The sequence below is a fragment of the Eremococcus coleocola ACS-139-V-Col8 genome (genome assembly GCF_000183205.1).
GTDB classification, from domain to species: Bacteria; Bacillota; Bacilli; order Lactobacillales; family Aerococcaceae; genus Eremococcus; species Eremococcus coleocola.
Genome location: NZ_AENN01000018.1, coordinates 1 through 18,072 on the forward strand (window position 1 = coordinate 1; position 18,072 = coordinate 18,072).

Genomic DNA, 18,072 nt, shown 5'->3' on the forward strand with positions numbered 1-18,072 from the left:
TTCTTTTTTTTTGTGGTCATTAAACCTATAAGAATAAAGGAGGGTAGTTGGTTGTTTGAATATTTTCAGAATAGCTAAGTTATATTAATTAAAGATTAAAAAAGTTAAAATTGAATTACTATCACAAAATGATATAAAAAAATATTTTTTAAAAACTAAATTTATTAAAAAAGTGAATAAAATTAACTTATATTAGGCTATCCTTAAAAGGATAGCTTAATTATACTATAAGTAAATTTAATAGTATTATCATAAATAATATCTTGATACTTTTTTTATAATTGTATATGATTATTGGTGTAAGCGCTGACAAAATCATGATTGATTTAAGGGCCATTAGATCAATTAAATAATCTAGAGAAGGAAGGTTAAACTATATGCCTGAATTTGTTACCAAGCGTCGATTTGATAATCCACTATTAAATGGTTTCATGTTATTTTTATTTATGATTATTTATGCCAGTATTGCTTGGATTATTTTTTCTCAATTCTTTAATTTAATTATTACACTGATTGCAGGGTCTGCCTTAGACGCCTTACCCCATGAAATTTCCCATAAATATCGTGAAGTTTTTGTAGAAGGGGCCTTCTTCTGGTTGGCGATTACGCCGTGGATTTGGATGGCCTTAAACCTGGGAAATCCGAATAAATATGACAAGGGTTACAAGCAACCCATGGTTGGGATTATTTACGTCGGCAAGGCATTTCTTTGGGGATTGATTGGTTTCTTATTCTCATGCCTTTTATTAGGAATTTTCTGGAAACCTTTTAATTTAGCTTATATCTTTAATCCACAAACGGAAGAACAAGCGATGATTGCGATTAAGGGCCTAACGGCATCCAACTTCTTTGCTTTAGCTTCAATCTTAGGTCAAATTTTATCCGTATCTTTATTCGGTAAGTGGCCAGCCCAATTATTTACCAATGAACCTAAGGCGATTAACTTTATTAACTGGTCCCTATCGCTAGCATTAGCAATTTTAATTTGGGCAGCCATTATGATTCCTGGTTTCTTGGATCCTTTAGCTTTTAATGGCATTGAGATTACCGCTAACCCATGGGGTTCTTGGGTAGGAACGAATGCTTGGTTCCAAGCCTTTATCTTCTTATTCTTGATGCCAGCAGAAGGTTTTGCGGGTTATCCACAACGTTTGGTGACACGTAAACAACCTTGGTCTGGTTTAGTAGGGTTAGCGATTGCTATTGGCGGTGCCTTCCTCTTAAGAGGAGCAGCAAATGTCTTATTAGGCGGTATTGCAGAAGCGTCAGGCCTTGCGCTTGATGTTGTGGTGGCAGCCTTTTTCTTATCCTGGATTAACGTGATGTTGACTTGGCACCAATACTTCGAAGACTATCCAAGCCTTGAACAAGCAGGTGGCAATGAAGGAAAACGGATCTTGACTCAGTTAGCCATTGTCCTAGTCTTAGGTACAATCTGGGGTCTTGCTTGGCCATTTGTTTATAAATATTTACCAATTGCTGGTAATGATTTAGGCTTGGGTCATCCAGTTTTAGGTCCGGTTGCGGGTCAATTTGTCTACATGGTTCCAATGTTATATTCAGCTACTGGTTTTGATAGATGGCCAATTAATCAAAATGTGCCAAAGGTTTAAAAACATATAGATTAAACCAAAGAATGGGAGCTAGACAAAGTGTCTGCTTCCTTTTTTAAAGGACGATTTTTAGCTTTAGTAACCTATATTTTTATAATCAAAAACCGTTTAGAACATTTTTTGTTCTAAACGGTTTTTACTTAAAGCTTTGCTTTAGATGGTTTGTTTATTAGATTATGAATTAGTGTAAGTATTCGAAGATACCAGCAGCACCCATACCATGGCCGATACACATTGATACCATACCATATTTAGAGTCAGGGCGGCGTTCCATTTCAGACAAGAGGCGGGCAGTTAGGATCGTACCAGTTGCTCCTAAGGGGTGACCAAGGGCGATGGCGCCACCATTTACGTTGGTGATATCAGTATTAATACCTAATTGACGGATAGAGGCAACGGCTTGGGCCGCGAAGGCTTCATTTAATTCAATTAAGTCAATATCTTCTAATTTCATATCTGTTAATTCTAAAACTTCAGGAATAGCATAAGCAGGCCCAATCCCCATGATGGATGGGTCTACACCAACTGCTTTGAAACCGATGAACTTAGCAATTGGTTTTACGCCAAGTTTTTCGACCATACGGCCAGACATTACCACTACGAAACCAGCTCCATCAGAAATTTGAGATGCGTTTCCGGCAGTTACCCCACCATCTTTTTTAAAGATGGTTCTTAACTTGCTGAGGCTTTCTACAGAAGAACCTGGACGGATACCTTCATCTTGGTCGAAAATAAATTCTTCCACTTCAATTGAGCCATCTTCTTTATAAACAGGACGTTGGGCGTGAACCGGTACAATTTCGCGTTCGAATTTGCCGGCTTCTTGTGCTTCATGGGCGCGGCGATGGCTTTCAGCGGCAAAAGCATTTTGGTCTTCAGCGGAAATGTTGTATTGAGCCGCAACGTTTTCGGCAGTCACACCCATTGGGTCGCCTAGGCTTGGACCATTGTCTTGAAGGTAGGGGTTATTAGTCATTTCGCTACCACCTAAAGGTGTAGTAGACATTAATTCAACCCCTCCAGCAGCGATAATGTCGCCTTGGCCGGCCATAATTTGGTTGGCAGCTAAGGCAATCGTTTGTAGACCAGAAGAACACCAACGGTTTACAGTTTGACCGGCAACTTTTAAGTCTAAGCCAGCTCTTAAAGCAATCGTCCGGGCGATATTGTGACCTTGAATCCCTTCAGGGAAGGCACAACCCACGATAAGGTCTTCAACCATTTCTGGTTTGAAGTCACCGCCTACGCGGTCTAAGACACCTTCTAAAACTTCAGCAGCAACATCATCAGGACGTGAATAATATAAAGAACCTTTTTTACTTCCTTTTCCTACAGCAGAACGGCCGTAAGCAACAATATATGCATCTTGCATGTAATAATCTCCTCTCAGTTGACCAGGTATTCTTAGTTTCTTAATGGTTTTTTAGTCTTAAGCATGTGTTGGATACGCTCAGATGTCTTTACATTCTTAGTTAAGGCGATGAAACCTTCTCTTTCCAAGCTTTGTAAGTAACGTTGGTTAACCACAGTGTTTAATGGAACGTCCCCACCAGCTAAGACCTTACCAGCTGAGGTTGCAATCGTTGCGTCATAGTCAGAGGCAAAGTTGCCAGAGGTTAAGGTTTGGATATCTGCCTTAGCGATGGCAAAGTAGTTAGAGCCTTCCACCGCATATTCTGCCACTGGTTTTGGTACATAGTTATAGCTAGCTTCTAGGTCAGCCTTCTTTAAAGCGGCTTCTAGAATCAGCTCATCGTTAGCAATAATCATATCGGTATCGCGGAGAATGCCCATGGCTTTAGCGTCGTATGCATTTTTAGAAACTTTAGCATTAATTACATTATTAAAGGCTTTTTGTAAGTCTTTAATTTCTTGACTCCGTTCATTATTCTTAAGATACACACGTTCAGCTAGTTCAGCTAAGCCACCGCCAGCTGGAATAACACCCACGCCCATTTCAACTAAACCAAGATAAGATTCAGCCGCAGCCACAACGAATGGGGAATAAAGAACTAACTCACAACCGCCACCTAGGGCCATCCCCCGCATAGCGGTCACCACTGGTTTATTGGCATGTTTCATGGCTAGCACGCCTTCATGTAATTGGTCAATCATGTCGCCAATTTCAGAATCTTGTTTGCCTTGGTTAATCATATCATGGATTTGATCTAAGTTAGCACCAAGGGAGAAGTTTTTACCTTCAGAATAGATCACCATACCTCGGTAGGCTTCGTTTTCTAAGGTAGCTACCGCTTCTTTAATATCGCCACATAATTCTTGGGTAATGGTGTTGTTTGGCGTTCTTAAGACAAAAATTAAGAGTCTATTGTCGGCTTCATATAAATCAGACACCTTGTCATGGTTCCAAACGGTTCCCTTCACGTAGTCATTTAGGCCGGCAACATTAGAGATGTCTTCTTGGTCTTGATAAAAACCTTGATTCCGATCTTCAATCCATTTTGGTAGAGATCCGAATTTAGCTTTCAAACGGTCTTTCACTTCATTGAAACCAATCGCATCCCAGATTTGAAATGGTCCTAATTTCCAGTTGAAGCCCCAAACCATAGCGCGGTCGACATTTTTATAATCATCGGTTGCTTTTGGCACATTAATGGCTGAATAGTAAAGGACATTACCTAAAGAGTCCCACATATATTGGGCTGCTGGATCATCTGATTGGAAGATAGCTTTTAAGTTTTTATTTAAGTCACGACCTAATTCATTCAAGAATGGAATGTCAACTTTAGAGGCTGCTTGGTAGTCGCCGCTTTCAAAGTCATAAACTAGGTTGTTTTTGCCTTCACGTTTGTAGTAACCGTGTTGGACCTTGTTACCTAAGGCGCCCGCTGCCACTAATTTACTTAGGGATTCAGGCACCACATAGAAGTCTTTTTCAGCAGGGTCTTCTAGGAGTCCTTCAGCTACGTGCATGGCAATATCTAAACCTACGAGGTCATTTAAGCGGTAAGTTGCAGTCTTAGGCCGGCCAAGGAAAAGTCCGGTCATGGCATCGACTTCAGTGATAGAATAGCCTAGGTCTTCGCCCCGTTTCATGGCGTCGACTAAGGCATAAACCCCAATTCGGTTAGCGACAAAGCCAGACACATCTTTAGCATGGACTGCTCCTTTACCTAATTTACGGCTGGTGAAGTCTTCTAGTCGTTCAACGGTTGCTTGGCTGGTCTTGCTGTGAGGGATAATTTCAATCAATTTCATATGACGAGGTGGGTTGAAGAAGTGGTAGCCAACAAAACGACTAGCTTGTTCTTCTGTTAAAACGGAAGCAATTTTTTCAATAGGGATACCAGAAGTATTGGTGGCTAAGATAGCTGAATCTTTAGCAATGCTGGCAACATTCTTCCAGAGGTCATGTTTAATCTCTAGGACCTCTGACACGGCTTCAATATATAAGTCAGAATCATCGTCTTCTTTAAGATCTTGGTCAAAATTACCAAAAGATAAGTTTTTGGCAAAGCTTGCATCGAAAAGAAGTCCTTTACGTTTATCAGTAATTCGGTCAAAAGCTCCTTTAGATAATTTATTTGGATCCTCTTGGTCGATAACAAGATCGAGTAGCTTAACTTGCAGTCCGGCATTGACAAGCAGAGCAGCGATTTGGCTACCCATATTGCCAGCACCAAGGACAGTTACTTTATTAATAGACATGTTTTAATTCCTCCAATATTTTATTAATTTGATTAACGTAAATAGCCAGCTTCTTCAGCTTGTTTGGTTAGTTCTTCACGGAAGTCTGGGTGAGCCACTGCAATTAAACGTTTGACCCGTTCACTAATTGGTTGGTTATGGATATCAGCAATTCCATATTCAGTTACCACATTCATAATATCTTGTCGAGGGCAGGTGACTGGTGTAGCAGGTGGAAAGGCAAAGATTATATTAGACGTCCGTTTACCTTCCTTGTTTACATTAGATGAAGAAACACAAACGAAAGATTTACCGCCCTTAGAGTGACTCGCACCACGGACGAAATCAGAGGCCCCTCCAACAGAAGAGACTTGGCGGTGACCAATTCCTTCAGAGGCGACTTGACCGGTTAGGTCAACCATGAGGCAAGCATTAATTGAAACAAATTTATCAATAGCAGAGATGTTACTTGGCTTATTGACTTCAGCTAAAGGTCGGAAAACCACATTGTCATCTTCCTCAGTAAATTCATAGAGTGCTTGGGTTCCTAAGGCAAAAGCCCCTGTGATAGTTTCAGTGATAACCCCTTGTTTACGTAGTTCTATCATGGATTCAGTAATCATTTCTGTATGAACGGCTAGTCCTGTTACCTTACCAATCATTCCTAAAGAGACGGCATTGGATAGACCACCAAAGCCGACTTGGAGGGTGGCACCATCTGGAATATGTGGGATAATTTGGTCTGCAATTTTATTTTCTAGTTCGGTTGGAACAGATGAAGGAATACCGACCATGGCTTCATCGAATTCACAAATATAATCGACTTCATCGATATGGGCTAAGTGGATCGACTCTTTACTTGGTGTTTCATGTTTGTTGATTTTGGTTACTTTTTTGTTGACCTGTAAGATTACTGTCATATCTTTGTCAAGCGCTTGGCGTGAATAAAGACTTCCCATGGGTCCAAGGTTGAAATAGCCATCTTCATCCATTGGGGTGCCTTGTAAAACGAAAACATTCGGTTTGACTTGTTCAATCATCCGGTAAGATAAGTCGGAGAAGTTACAAGAATCGACATGGAAAAGTTTATTTGGATAAAGTTTCCGTTCAACTGGTCCCATAAAATGAGAAGTATATTTGATATGACTGGCAGCTTCTGGATCTACTAGGAAATTAAAGGGTTCCAAAATAAATAATGAATGCAATTCGACATGATCTAATTCCCCAGCGCGCGCTCCGATTTGGCGGATTAATTCCATTGGCATCCCCGAAATAGGGTTGGATAGGATTTTATCTCCCGATTTAATCACTTGAGCTGCCTCTTTAACTGAAACCAGTTTACTATTATATTGTTCTAAAAACATTTTTACTTCCTCCTTAATAATTTTTATGACTAAAGTAACCAAATAGCAAAATAACCAATACTATTAATCTTTTGAATACAAGTATTAATCGTATTAACAAGCCATAGTATAAGGACTTTAGAAAGCGATTACAAATACCTATTATTTATGATACTATAACCTCAAGTTATATTACTTGTGAAAATTATAATGATGGGGGGTTAAGTAAGGTTAATTTATAAGTAACTCTTTATTAATATTAATTAGAGTATTGTGAAATATATTTTAAAAAATCCTGTCAAGATGTTGTTAAATGGCCTTGTTAATTAGAAAATTATACTGCTTAAGAAAAATCAATAACTAAATCTTATATAAAAGTTAGATGAATTTATAGTTTAGGAATGCTTACATAATCAGTTTGGTTTGTCTTTTATGTCTTTAGGTTATAGTAATATAAAAGATATTTATTGGAAAAATTAAAAAAAGCCTCTTATAATTCAAGATGTGAAAACGCTTTAATTAATAAGGAGGAAAGAATATGTCAAAAGCCGAAAAATTAGCTCAATTGTTCCCAGAGGATTTATATAAATTTTCAGATTGCCTTACTGAAAAGGAAGTCGATGTTTTAATGGAGGTAGAAGCAGCCCTTGAAAAACATTTGCGTCCAGTTATTACCGAGCATAGTGAAAAGGCAGAATTTCCTATGGATGCCTTCTATGCTTTCGTGAATGAAGTTGCTATTATGAGCGACCCTCGTTTATATGAAGACCGGGAAGATAAATATACACCATCTCAATATTACTATGCTTATCTATGGTATCTCATGTCTCGTTTTGATACTTCAATTGCGACTTTCTTCGGTGTTCATGGTGGTTTAGGTTACTATACCTTCCTATTAGGTGGATCACCTGAACAGGTAGAACGTTGGGTTCCAAAATTACAAAACTTTGAACTCCAAACGTGTTTTGGTTTAACTGAACCTGAACATGGATCTGATATTGCGGGAGGTCTAGCAACAACGGCAACTCGCCAAGGTGATAAGTGGATTATTAATGGCGAAAAACGTTGGATTGGTGGCGCAGGCTCAGCTGATGTCTTACCAATTTTTGCTCGCGATACGGAAGATAATAAAATTAAATGTTTTATCTTAGAAAAAGGCCAAAAGGGTCTAACAATCGATAAAATTGAAAATAAAATTGCCTTACGGATGGTACAAAACGGTCACATTACCATGAAAGATGTGGAAGTAGCCGATGATCATCGGTTGGTTAATATTAATGGCTTTAAAGATGTTGCCCGTGTATTATATGTGACTCGGTCAGGTGTCGCTAATTTAGCTGCTGGTAATTCTGCCGGTGCCTTCCGTGCGGCCTTAAAATATACCAAAGAACGTAAACAATTTACTAAATCTCTCGTTGAATTCCAATTAGTCCAAGAAAAATTAGCCCGTATGCAAGCCAATGTCATTTCAGAATTAGCTTTAATCACTCAAATTGCTAAGTTACAAACTAGTGGGGAATTCGATGAAGTACGCTCATCCATTGCCAAAATGTTCAACTCCCTACGTTCCCGTGAAACCGTTGCTTTAGCGCGGGAAGTCTGTGGTGGAAATGGGATTACTTATGACTACGATGTAGCTCGTTTCTTCCAAGATGCGGAAGCAATCTATACCTATGAAGGAACCCATGAGGTAAACTCCTTAGTCATCGGTCGTGCGATTACTGGTAAGGGTGCCTTTGTCTAATTTATAATAAGAGAGGGAGGAGGGCTTAGATTACCGAGCCCTTTTCCACATTTTCTGCTTAATAGCAAAATTTCCTAAGTTTTTACACATTGAGTCAAGTTAAGCTTTAAAAATTAGGCTGACTCCGTTAAATCAGCCCACTAATTAAAGAAAAGGGGTTATAAAAATGTACGAAACAATTTTATTTAAAATCGAGGAAGGGATCGCCACTATTTCAATCAACCGTCCAGAGGTCGGCAATGCTTTTGGCGATAAGACCTATGATGAAATTCGTTTAGCTTTGGAAGAGTGTTCAGGTAATGATGAAGTTAAGACTGTGGTTATTCGTGGGGAAGGACGTTTCTTCTCAGCAGGTGGTGATGTGAAATCCTTTAAAGAAATGTTGGATGCTGGCACTCCAGTCACAGAAGACCTGGTAAAGATGGCCGGTGCTATGGGTCGGGCACCGAAACTTTGCCAAAAACCAGTGGTAGCCATGATTAATGGCGCTGCTGCGGGCGCTGGGGCTGCTCTCGCCATGGCGGCTGATTTCCGGGTAATGAGTGAGTCATCTTCAATTGTGACCGCCTTTATTAATATGGCCTTTCCAGGCGATACTGGTTTAATCTATTATCTACAACAAGCCTTAGGTACACCACGTCTCATGGAATATCTAGCTTTTTCCAAACCGATTAAGGGGGCAGAAGCCAAGGAATTAGGTCTAACCACTCTATTAGTGGCGGATGAAGACTTAGAAAGTGCAACTTATGATTTTGCTAAGAAATTGACTCGATTACCATTGAAGGCCTTTGCCCGTCAAAAAGCTATTGTGAATGAGTTCTTCTATAAAGATTTAGAAGCCTTTAACAATCGTGAAGCCCAATTTATGCATGTTTCAGCTATTGAACCAGACCATGCCGAAGCCGTCAATGCTTTCTTGGAAAAACGCCGGCCAGACTTTAATAAATAAGTTTGATTTGAATTCCTAGTTTTTGGATTAACTAAAAAAACCGTCGCCTTATAGTGACTCCAAAAAGTTGGACCAGAGAGATGAGTACATATTTTATGTACTTGTCTCTCTTATTTTTTTGTTTTGGCGAGAGCGTTTTAATCTTTCAATTCCAAACGCTTGGTAGGCATTAACTCAAACTTCAATTTGAGAAGAAGACTTAAATTTATATTTTTTACTTAACAATCCATACCCAATCGTATCCGAAAGATATTCTGCGACGACTTTCATTTTTAAATCTAAGCTATATTTAGCCATACAAAGACCCCCTAAAGTTGGATTTTTTGGTCCAACTTTAGGGGGTCAGTACACCTACCAATTTTGGTAAGCGACGGATCTTTTTTAGTTTGCAATTAGTTTTTTTCGGGATAATTAATATATACTGCCAAGCGGTCTGCTAAATCATCCGGAGTAGCGTGTTCTAGTACTTCGGCTAATTCATGGACTTCTACTTGATTATAGTTTAATTCTTTTGCTAAGAAGTATTCCCAAATTTCATGTTTGCGGATTAAGTCCTGAGCCATTTGGCGCCCACTGTCAGTTAATTCCATCCCTTGATAGGGTGTGTAAGCCACGAGATTTTCTGCGGCTAATTTGGCAATCATTTCTGACACAGAAGGAGCAGAAATTTTAAGCCCTTGGGCAATCATTTTATTGGAGACTAGTTGGTCATTTTGACTGTGCTCGTAGATGTATTTAATATAGTCTTCCCGGCTTTGTGACATGGTGAATCCTCCCTTTGTATGCGTATTAATATTTTACCATGGATGGGAAGTAAGAACAATTTTTAGATTTACCTAAAAATTTTTAGGTAAACCTATTGATTTTTAAAAATCATTCCCTTATACTGAGTTCAGAAAATAAGTTAGGTAAACCTAAAAGGAGGAACACAATGTTTCGTAAAATCTCAAAAATATTATTTGTATTAAGTTTAGTCGTATCTGTTTTGGTGACACCTTCCGCTTTGGCGGCTGACAAGCCAAAAGTTACAGTCACTACCTCATTCTTAGCCGATATGGTTAAGAATTTAGCGGGTGATGCGGTTGAGGTTGAAATGATTATCCCGGCCGGTTCTGACCCTCACCTTTATGAAGCCAAGGCTCAAGATATTGAAAAAATTGCCCAAGCTGATTTAGTTTTATATCACGGCTTGCACTTTGAAGGAAAAATGGTCGATATCTTAGAAGAAAGAGGTCAAGCAGTGACCCGCGATTTTGATCCAGCTTCAATCAATGAAATGGATGAAGATGGTCAAAAAGCGATCGACCCACATTTCTGGTTTGATATTGACTTGTATAAACAAGCCACTCAAGCTGCTTCAGAATCTTTACAAGCAAGCTTTCCTGATATCAAAGACCAAGTAGCTAAAAATACTGAAAGCTACTTAGGCCAATTGGATGAATTAAAAACTTGGGTGGCTGACCAATTAAAAGACCTGCCAGAAGACCAACGCTATCTTGTGACCCCACATGATGCCTTTAATTATTTTGCTAAGGCCAACGGTTTTACCGTAATTGCTCCGCAAGGAGTGTCTACTGATTCAGAAGTCTCTAACCAACAAATTGGTGAAACAGTTGACTTTATAATTGAACATAAGATTCCAGCTATCTTTGCAGAATCAACCACCAATCCGGAACGGATGGAAAAATTACAAGAGGCTGTGAAAGCTAAAGGTGGTTCAGTGGCCGTGGTAACTGGAGACGATGAATCCTTATTTTCTGACTCCCTTGCTCCTGAAGGTAAAAAAGGTGATACTTATATCACCATGTATCAACACAATATTAATTTAATTGTTAAATATTTAAAAGCTTAATAAAATTCACTCCTATCTTATTTGATGCCGCAAAGTAGAGCGCTGTGACAAAAATTTGCTTCAGCTGCTTTACTTTTTCGGCATATATAAAGGCTTCTAGCTAAGTAGGGCCTGGTGGCTAGCTAAAAGTCTAGTCCCTCTCAGTTACGATAATATCGATAATTTATCGCAGTGGTTGATTGGATGGGAACCGCATCACTTTGTGACTGGTTCCATCCTAATCAGCTTTGCGGGAGTGGTCAGACGAAGCGAAAATAAGAAATTTTCTATTTTCTTGTTTCTTGCCCGCTCCCTAGATATATTTTTGCAACACAAGGAAAGGAAATGTCTTATGGACAAATTATTAGAAGTGCACGATTTAAGTGTGACTTATCAAAACGTCACAGCCTTAGACCATGTGCAATTGGACTTGCCGCAAGGCCACCGGATTGCTGTGATTGGACCTAATGGGGCTGGTAAATCGACTTTAATGCAGGCCTCCTTAGGTTTAATCAAGTCTCAGGGACAAGTGAAATTACTCGGTCAGCCCGTTGACCAAGTGCGTCAACAAATTGCTTATGTACCGCAAAGAGCCAATGTCAATTGGTATTTCCCTGTGACCGTCGAAGAGGTGGTTCTTATGGGGATTTCTTCTAAACGTTGGGGATTTCGTCGGATTTCAAAAGAAGCGCGGGCCCGAGCCTATGCGGCTCTAGAAACCATGCAATTAATCGATTTAAAGAACCGACAAATTAATCAGTTATCTGGTGGTCAAAAGCAAAGGGTCTTTTTAGCTCGGGCCATTGCACAAGATGCCCAAGCTTATTTCTTAGATGAACCCCTAGCTGGGGTGGATCAAAATAGTGAAAAAATCATTATTGATCAAATTAAAGCCTTTCAGGCCCAAGGAAAATCTTCCGTAACGGTCCACCATCAATTAGAAACCTTAAAAGAGTATTTTGATTATGTTGTGCTAGTGAATAAAAAGATTGTGGGCGCTGGTCCGCTGGAACAAGTCCTCAACCAAGATATAATTAATTTAACCTATACGGGTACTAATAATTTAGGCTTGGAGGGATAAGCATGCTGAATTTTTGGAATCAACATTATTTATTTCTAGTAGTAGGCTTGGGTGTTAGTCTCTTAAGTATGGCGGCTGCTATGATTGGCTCTTCCCTAGTTTTTCAAAAACAAAGCCAATTAGGCGATGCCATTGGCCATGCTGCCTATCCTGGGATTATTGCGGCCTTTATGGTGACCCAGTCCCGTAATCCTTTTACTTTGTTACTGGGAGCCGTGGCTTCAGGGATATTAGTCCTTATCTTAATTCACTTCTTTTCGAAAGAACCGGCCTTTCATTTTGAATCAATTCTGGCTTTAGTTTTGTCGACCTTGTTTGGTCTTGGTATGGTCTTGATGTCCTATATTCAAGGTAATGACAATTATCAAGGTGCTTCTCAAGCGGGACTCAAGACTTATATCATGGGGCAGGCGGCTTTTTTGAAACAAGATGATGTGATTTTGATTGCCTTAGTTTCTAGTATTACAATCCTCATCTTCTTTATGGCCTTACCTCGAATTAAATTAAGTCTCTTTGATCCAGTTTTTGCCGCTAGCATTGGAATTGATAGTCGCAAACTTTCTTTATTAAACTTATCTTTGGCGGTGGTAGTGATTTCGGTAGGTCTTAAAGCAGTCGGTGCCATTTTGATTGCCGCTCTTTTGATTACTCCGACCATTATTGGGATGCAATGGTCTCGAAATTATCAGGGGGTTCTCTGGGTTGCTGTTGGGTCCGCCGTAGTAGGCTCTTTATTTGGCACCTGGTTGTCGACCGTCGTTGATAAGCTAGCGACCGGTCCATCTGTTGTTTTGACCTTATTTTTCTTGGCCTTGCTATCTTTTATTATTGGACCCCAAGGTCTCATTGCAGCAAGGGGGTATCAACATGATTGAGTCTTTATGGATTTTGATTTTAGTAGGTGTTACTTGTTCTTTGGTGGGGAACCTATTAGTTCAAAAACAAGAAGTGATGGTTGGGGATGCCATTTCCCATACGATTTTGCTAGGGATTGCCGTGGCCTTCTTTTTGGTTCAAGACTTGGATTCTCCTTGGTTAATTATCGGAGCTACAGTCTTCGGTGTCTTAACGGTCCTAGCAATTGAAGTTGTCGTGGCAAAAACTAATGTCCAAAATGATGCAGCCATTGCCTTGATTTTGACTGCCTTTTTCTCCTTAGCAGTTATCCTCATTTCCAAGTTCTTTGCTAATGTCCATTTGGATATAGACATGGTTTTGCTGGGCCAAGTGATTTTTGCGCCCTTGAACCGCATGACCTTGTTTGGTCATACGCTGCCTAGGGCGATGGTAGAAAATGGTTTATCTTTGTTAGCAGTTCTGGTTTTTATTACGCTAGCATATCAGCCTTTAAAAATGCGGCTTTTTGATGAATCTTTCGCCCGGATGCGGGGTATCCGCTTGTTAACCTTCGATTTGATTTTGATGACCTTAGTATCCTTGACTGCTGTGGTTTCCTTCCAGAATGTTGGCGCCATATTGGTGATTGCTATGATGGTGGCACCAGCCATGACAGCCCAACTATTTGCCAAATCATTTGTCAGTTTATTAACGATAGGGGCTTTGGTGGCCAGTCTTAATGCTGTCTTAGGCTATTATTTAGCCGTGTATTTTAATGTTTCTATGTCAGGTATGGTGGCGGTCGCTTCCTTTATAGTCTTTTGCTTGGCTTTTCTTTTAACTAGAAGTCGGGTAGCAGCTTAATAATTTTTGTCTTTTCCTTTGAGTCTAGGTTTCGACCTAGGCTCTTTTTGTTTCTTTTGTGTGGTGGGGAGGGGGAAATAGTTGCGAAGAATCGGTTCTTCACAACTATTTTGGAGTTTGGCTTGTAAAGATTTTATTCTTCGCAACTTTATTAAGTCGGGGCTTGCTAAGATTCAGTTCTTTGCAACTATTTTAAGTCGGGACTTGCCAAGATTCAGTTCTTCGAAACTTTACCTAGCTTAAACTTGCCAAGAAAAAATCTTCGCAACTCTACCGGCCTAATCTTTACTAATTAGTATTAATTTTTGCTCAAGTGGTGCGAACACAAAACTCTTCGCCCCATTCACAACCAAATAAACTCAACAAACTCATCAATTTTAGAAACTGTTTAGAATTACTTGATAATTACTTGAAAACCATTCGTTATGATAAGAGTGTAAAGAAAAAGAAGGAGGAATTGAGATGGAAAAAGTAATAGAAATCAAAGACTTGAATAAACGCTATAAAGACAAACTGGTTTTAAAGAATTTATCTATGACCCTTTATCAAGGTGATATCTATGGTTTAATTGGGAAGAACGGGGCGGGGAAAACCACTTTACTCAAAATCATCACCCGTTTGATTTCAGACTCAGGCGGTATAATATCCCTCTTCGGTTCGCAAAACACCGCTCAATGGTCAAAAGCCTTAAAACGGACTGGATCCGTGATTGAAACTCCGGTGGCCTATGACCAATTAACCGCAGAAGAAAATTTGCGTTATTATGCTATTCTTCGTGGTATGGTGGATCAAGAAAAGGTAATCGCTGAAACCCTGAAATATGTTAACTTGTACCACGCCCGTAACCAAAAATTTAAAACCTTCTCCCTCGGTATGAAGCAAAAATTAGGGATTGCCATTGCCATGTTGTCCAAACCTGACCTACTCATTTTGGACGAGCCAATTAACGGTTTGGACCCACTGGCCATCGTCGAATTCCGTCAGTTAATTCGGCGACTAAATCAAGAATTTGGTATTTCGATTATTATTTCGTCTCATATTTTATCTGAGCTCTATCAAGTAGCTACCCGGTTTGGTTTCCTAAATGAAGGGCAGTTAGTCCGTGAGATTTCTAAGACTGATTTTGATCATCTGAGCGAAGACTTTATTATTCTCGAAAGTAATCAAATTCAAGCCGCTAGCCAATTAATTAAGGATAAACTCGATTTGACCTTTAAGGTGGTCAATGATCATCAATTACATATCTTTGGCAAAACCCATCATGTTCATGAAATTATCGTCCTCCTATTAAATGCTGGTATTCAAATTGACGGCATTCATTATTCTAGACATAATTTAGAAGATTACTTCACCCAATTAGTTCAAGAGAAAGGAGCGCAAGCCTAATGTTACATTCACTTAAAGCAGATTTCTATCGTTTGTTTAAATCACCCGGCTTCTATATCACTCTAATTGTTTTGACGCTCTATCAAGCAATGACCGTTTGGTTTGAAGCCATTGGTCATATTGGGATGGAAAGCGACCAAGCGGCCCAAAACCAAGCAAGGTTCCAAGATATGACCTGGACAGCGGATGTAGCTGCTCAAGCTATGTCTAATATGAGTTCACTGATGATATACTTTGGACTGCCGCTCTTTGTCATGATTATTGGTTATGACACGAGCAGGCAAACTTATAAAAACATCCTGACTATGGGTGTGACTCGACTCCAATATTTTATCTCTAAAATTGTTGTCTTTGTCGTTGCCTTATTCTTAGAATTAGTTTTCTACTATGGAATCGGTATGTTAATCGCAGGTTTCCGACATGGATGGGGCCAAATTAATATGGACTTTTGGCAAGACTTTTCGCAAATATTTGCAGTTGAATTTCTGAATATCCTAGCTATATTTGCGGTCGCAACCTTGATTCTTTATTGGTTCTTTTCCAATGTCGGTGCGGTGATTTCAACCATTGTTCTGCCTTTGATTACTACCGTGGTGATAACCTTATCACAAATTGAATGGGTAGCGCCTTTTAGTTTCCAAGCAGCTACAGATGTTGCCTGGCAATTGGACTGGAGTCAAGACTTTTGGACGCAGAACTTACTCGCCACTATTGGCACGATCATAGTGGTGAATGGGTTAGCCTATTGGGTCTTCCGACAAAAATCATTGTAATCCCCCACAAAAAAACAGACTTGCAATCTTGCAAGTCTGTTTTTATCTGCTAGTTATTTTTGCTTGAATCATCGGAATTGAAGCTTGGCCAAACCAGGTTAACGGAAAATAAGGTATCGTCATAGTCCAATTCTAGGTAGCCATGATTCTTATCCATGAGTTCTTGGACAATATAAAGGCCTAAGCCAGAAGTTTTTTCACTGCCAGACAAGTCTTCCGAATAAAAGCGGTGGGTTAATTGGGCTAAGTTGCGGATAGCTTGTTTACTTTGGTTTTGGACCTGGAGGTAAACCTGGTCCGCTAGTGATCCTAAAAATATTGCCATGGTTTTGTGGCCGTGTTGTAAGACGTTTCCTAATAGGTTGTCGAGAATTCGCTCGGTTTGTTGGGCGTCTGCTTGAATATAAAGTTGGTCTGCAATGTCTAAGTCAACCTGAAAATCAGCCTCAACAAAAGCATCATAATAGGTCATTAGCTTGCGTTTGACTAGGTCAGATAAATTGATCGCTTGACCATCGATTTTGACTTGATTTTCTAAGAGGTCTTGGTAGAGCAGTAAGTCTTCTAAACGTTGGGAAATACTCGTTAGATTGGTGTCTATTTTCTCTAAATAAGGGTCATCAGGTTGAGACTTGCGTAATTGTTGGACGTATCCTTTCGAGATAGTTAGGGGAGTCCGAATATCATGACTGACATTGTGGAGGGTTTGGTCTAAGTAGGCTTGGTCGCGCTTGATTGCTTGTTTACTGGATTGAATTTCATTAAAAAGTTTATTGTAATCTTTAATTAATGGATCCAAGGATTTATGGGAGGATTGATTGGTTAATTGAAGATTACTTTGGTTATTTTGTTTCTCCTCCACTAAGCTAGAAAGCCCTTTGAGGGCCCGTCGAAGGGAGAGGATATAGATGATAAGAATCACAATAATGGCTGCCGCCACGGAAATAATCCACATAAGTTTATTCCTTTCCCTTTAAGCGAATGCCCAAGCCCCACATGGTTTCAATGTAATCATGATTGGGGCTTATTTTTTTGATTTTTTTTCGAATATTAGAAAGGTGGGTGTTAAGGGTGTTATCACCTGGTAAGTAGTCTTGTCCCCAGATGGAAGCGTAGAGTTGCTCCTTAGTAAAAACTTGTTGGGGATGATTGAATAAGAGTTTAAGGATATCGTATTCTTTAAGTCTTAGTTGGACAGCTTGGCCACAGCATAATAATTGATAAGTTTCTTCGTCGAGTTCTAAGTCACAAAAGCTAAGCTGACTTTGAACAGGTGCTTGGCGGTTGCGGAGGCAAACTTGAATGCGGGCTAAGACTTCCGCCTCATCAAAAGGTTTAGAAATATAATCATCCGCGCCATTTAAGAGATATTGGGTTACAGTTTTCTTGTCACTAATGGCGGTCAACATAATAACCGGGATATTGGAAGACTGTCTGATTTCAGCTAAAACTTGGCCACCATCCTTACCAGGTAGCATAATATCCAAAAGGACGAGGTCAGGCGCTTGGTTATGAAAATAGGCTAGGCCTTCCGTTCCAGAATAGGCTTGGATGACTTGGTAATGGGACACCAAGATGGTTTTAAGTAGTTCATTGATATCGTCATTATCTTCGACTACAAGGATTGTAGGCATACGAAACCTCCTTTATTTAAACATAATTTAGGGCTTATTTGCTTATATTATAGCAAATAAAGCTAGGTTAAGTTAGGATCTTGTAAGCTGAAGATTATTTATATTATGTATTAATTATCATACTTATTTACTGGTTTCCTTAGAAAGATAAGGTGTTCCTTATGGTTCCAGTAAATCAATTAATATAAAAAATAGGTCTGGACATTTTGTCCAGACCTTAGCTTCTATAATTAAGCAGTATTATTTGTCATAGTTTAATATTCAGTTCTGTCTTCTTTGAGTAGTTCTTGGTCGCCGTCTACATCAATAACTTCCCGCCGTACATTTTCAGAAACTTCTTGGTTCTCTATAGATTTAATAATTTTCCATGAT

Annotated in this window: 16 protein-coding genes; 9 read left to right on the plus strand and 7 right to left on the minus strand. The window is 39.5% G+C overall.

Going from position 1 to position 18,072, the window contains the following annotated elements:
- The first annotated feature begins 377 nt into the window (after positions 1-377).
- Positions 378-1,613, plus strand: a complete 1,236-nt coding sequence (locus HMPREF9257_RS07985; RefSeq protein WP_006419021.1) for a hypothetical protein — start codon at positions 378-380, stop codon at positions 1,611-1,613.
- A 181-nt stretch (positions 1,614-1,794) separates the two neighbouring features.
- On the opposite strand, the gene HMPREF9257_RS07990 is transcribed toward HMPREF9257_RS07985, so the two are convergent.
- Genes HMPREF9257_RS07990 through HMPREF9257_RS08000 form a run of 3 tightly spaced genes read right to left on the minus strand, consistent with a single transcriptional unit; the run spans position 1,795 to position 6,622 of the window.
- Complete coding sequence (locus HMPREF9257_RS07990; RefSeq protein ID WP_006419019.1) at positions 1,795-2,985, minus strand: thiolase family protein; 1,191 nt, start codon at positions 2,983-2,985, stop codon at positions 1,795-1,797.
- A gap of 32 nt (positions 2,986-3,017) precedes the next feature.
- Positions 3,018-5,279 (minus strand): 3-hydroxyacyl-CoA dehydrogenase/crotonase FadB, encoded by a 2,262-nt coding sequence (fadB, locus tag HMPREF9257_RS07995; RefSeq protein ID WP_006419032.1) that lies wholly within the window; start codon positions 5,277-5,279, stop codon positions 3,018-3,020.
- A gap of 32 nt (positions 5,280-5,311) precedes the next feature.
- Positions 5,312-6,622, minus strand: a complete 1,311-nt coding sequence (locus tag HMPREF9257_RS08000) for an acetyl-CoA hydrolase/transferase family protein (protein ID WP_006419029.1) — start codon at positions 6,620-6,622, stop codon at positions 5,312-5,314.
- Positions 6,623-7,139: 517 nt separating this feature from the next.
- Between HMPREF9257_RS08000 and fadE the strand changes: the two genes are divergently transcribed.
- Together fadE and HMPREF9257_RS08010 are read left to right on the plus strand one after the other, a co-directional pair.
- Entirely contained in the window at positions 7,140-8,345 is a 1,206-nt protein-coding gene (gene fadE / locus HMPREF9257_RS08005; RefSeq protein ID WP_006419061.1) for an acyl-CoA dehydrogenase FadE, read from the plus strand.
- A gap of 166 nt (positions 8,346-8,511) precedes the next feature.
- Positions 8,512-9,294: an enoyl-CoA hydratase/isomerase family protein gene (locus HMPREF9257_RS08010; protein ID WP_006418993.1), complete on the plus strand. Its 783-nt coding sequence runs from the start codon at positions 8,512-8,514 to the stop codon at positions 9,292-9,294.
- 174 nt (positions 9,295-9,468) lie between these two features.
- On the opposite strand, the gene HMPREF9257_RS09550 is transcribed toward HMPREF9257_RS08010, so the two are convergent.
- Positions 9,469-9,591 (minus strand): hypothetical protein, encoded by a 123-nt coding sequence (locus HMPREF9257_RS09550; RefSeq protein ID WP_006419036.1) that lies wholly within the window; start codon positions 9,589-9,591, stop codon positions 9,469-9,471.
- A gap of 95 nt (positions 9,592-9,686) precedes the next feature.
- Entirely contained in the window at positions 9,687-10,058 is a 372-nt protein-coding gene (locus tag HMPREF9257_RS08020; protein ID WP_006419070.1) for a metal-dependent transcriptional regulator, read from the minus strand.
- 167 nt (positions 10,059-10,225) lie between these two features.
- Here HMPREF9257_RS08020 and HMPREF9257_RS08025 point away from each other — a divergent pair, with 167 nt between their 5' ends.
- The 6 genes from HMPREF9257_RS08025 to HMPREF9257_RS08050 all read left to right on the plus strand — a co-directional run bounded on the left by HMPREF9257_RS08025 (position 10,226) and on the right by HMPREF9257_RS08050 (position 16,066).
- Positions 10,226-11,146, plus strand: a complete 921-nt coding sequence (locus HMPREF9257_RS08025) for a metal ABC transporter solute-binding protein, Zn/Mn family (RefSeq protein WP_006418997.1) — start codon at positions 10,226-10,228, stop codon at positions 11,144-11,146.
- 331 nt (positions 11,147-11,477) lie between these two features.
- Entirely contained in the window at positions 11,478-12,206 is a 729-nt protein-coding gene (locus HMPREF9257_RS08030) for a metal ABC transporter ATP-binding protein (protein WP_006418986.1), read from the plus strand.
- 2 nt (positions 12,207-12,208) lie between these two features.
- Entirely contained in the window at positions 12,209-13,081 is an 873-nt protein-coding gene (locus tag HMPREF9257_RS08035; RefSeq protein ID WP_006419053.1) for a metal ABC transporter permease, read from the plus strand.
- The gene (locus HMPREF9257_RS08040; protein ID WP_006419005.1) at positions 13,074-13,907 is read left to right on the plus strand and encodes a metal ABC transporter permease; all 834 of its coding nucleotides are present in this window, start codon (positions 13,074-13,076) and stop codon (positions 13,905-13,907) included. The genes HMPREF9257_RS08035 and HMPREF9257_RS08040 overlap by 8 nt, the downstream gene beginning before the upstream one ends.
- Positions 13,908-14,369: 462 nt before the next feature.
- Positions 14,370-15,293 (plus strand): ABC transporter ATP-binding protein, encoded by a 924-nt coding sequence (locus tag HMPREF9257_RS08045; protein ID WP_006419062.1) that lies wholly within the window; start codon positions 14,370-14,372, stop codon positions 15,291-15,293.
- On the plus strand, positions 15,293-16,066 hold the full coding sequence (locus tag HMPREF9257_RS08050) for an ABC transporter permease (protein ID WP_006419073.1): 774 nt from the start codon (positions 15,293-15,295) through the stop codon (positions 16,064-16,066). The genes HMPREF9257_RS08045 and HMPREF9257_RS08050 overlap by 1 nt, the downstream gene beginning before the upstream one ends.
- Positions 16,067-16,115: 49 nt before the next feature.
- Here HMPREF9257_RS08050 and HMPREF9257_RS08055 read toward each other — a convergent pair whose 3' ends face one another.
- Both HMPREF9257_RS08055 and HMPREF9257_RS08060 read right to left on the minus strand, forming a co-directional pair.
- On the minus strand, positions 16,116-17,021 hold the full coding sequence (locus HMPREF9257_RS08055) for a sensor histidine kinase (RefSeq protein ID WP_006418994.1): 906 nt from the start codon (positions 17,019-17,021) through the stop codon (positions 16,116-16,118).
- A gap of 4 nt (positions 17,022-17,025) precedes the next feature.
- On the minus strand, positions 17,026-17,700 hold the full coding sequence (locus tag HMPREF9257_RS08060; RefSeq protein ID WP_006419069.1) for a response regulator transcription factor: 675 nt from the start codon (positions 17,698-17,700) through the stop codon (positions 17,026-17,028).
- Between the last annotated feature and the right edge of the window lie 372 nt (positions 17,701-18,072).

Coding starts and splice junctions, on each gene's coding strand:
- HMPREF9257_RS07985 (WP_006419021.1), top strand. CDS start 378: ATGCCTGAATTTGTTACCAAGCGTCGATTTGATAATCCACTATTAAAT.
- HMPREF9257_RS07990 (WP_006419019.1), bottom strand. CDS start 2,985: ATGCAAGATGCATATATTGTTGCTTACGGCCGTTCTGCTGTAGGAAAA.
- fadB (WP_006419032.1), bottom strand. CDS start 5,279: ATGTCTATTAATAAAGTAACTGTCCTTGGTGCTGGCAATATGGGTAGC.
- HMPREF9257_RS08000 (WP_006419029.1), bottom strand. CDS start 6,622: ATGTTTTTAGAACAATATAATAGTAAACTGGTTTCAGTTAAAGAGGCA.
- fadE (WP_006419061.1), top strand. CDS start 7,140: ATGTCAAAAGCCGAAAAATTAGCTCAATTGTTCCCAGAGGATTTATAT.
- HMPREF9257_RS08010 (WP_006418993.1), top strand. CDS start 8,512: ATGTACGAAACAATTTTATTTAAAATCGAGGAAGGGATCGCCACTATT.
- HMPREF9257_RS09550 (WP_006419036.1), bottom strand. CDS start 9,591: ATGGCTAAATATAGCTTAGATTTAAAAATGAAAGTCGTCGCAGAATAT.
- HMPREF9257_RS08020 (WP_006419070.1), bottom strand. CDS start 10,058: ATGTCACAAAGCCGGGAAGACTATATTAAATACATCTACGAGCACAGT.
- HMPREF9257_RS08025 (WP_006418997.1), top strand. CDS start 10,226: ATGTTTCGTAAAATCTCAAAAATATTATTTGTATTAAGTTTAGTCGTA.
- HMPREF9257_RS08030 (WP_006418986.1), top strand. CDS start 11,478: ATGGACAAATTATTAGAAGTGCACGATTTAAGTGTGACTTATCAAAAC.
- HMPREF9257_RS08035 (WP_006419053.1), top strand. CDS start 12,209: ATGCTGAATTTTTGGAATCAACATTATTTATTTCTAGTAGTAGGCTTG.
- HMPREF9257_RS08040 (WP_006419005.1), top strand. CDS start 13,074: ATGATTGAGTCTTTATGGATTTTGATTTTAGTAGGTGTTACTTGTTCT.
- HMPREF9257_RS08045 (WP_006419062.1), top strand. CDS start 14,370: ATGGAAAAAGTAATAGAAATCAAAGACTTGAATAAACGCTATAAAGAC.
- HMPREF9257_RS08050 (WP_006419073.1), top strand. CDS start 15,293: ATGTTACATTCACTTAAAGCAGATTTCTATCGTTTGTTTAAATCACCC.
- HMPREF9257_RS08055 (WP_006418994.1), bottom strand. CDS start 17,021: ATGTGGATTATTTCCGTGGCGGCAGCCATTATTGTGATTCTTATCATC.
- HMPREF9257_RS08060 (WP_006419069.1), bottom strand. CDS start 17,700: ATGCCTACAATCCTTGTAGTCGAAGATAATGACGATATCAATGAACTA.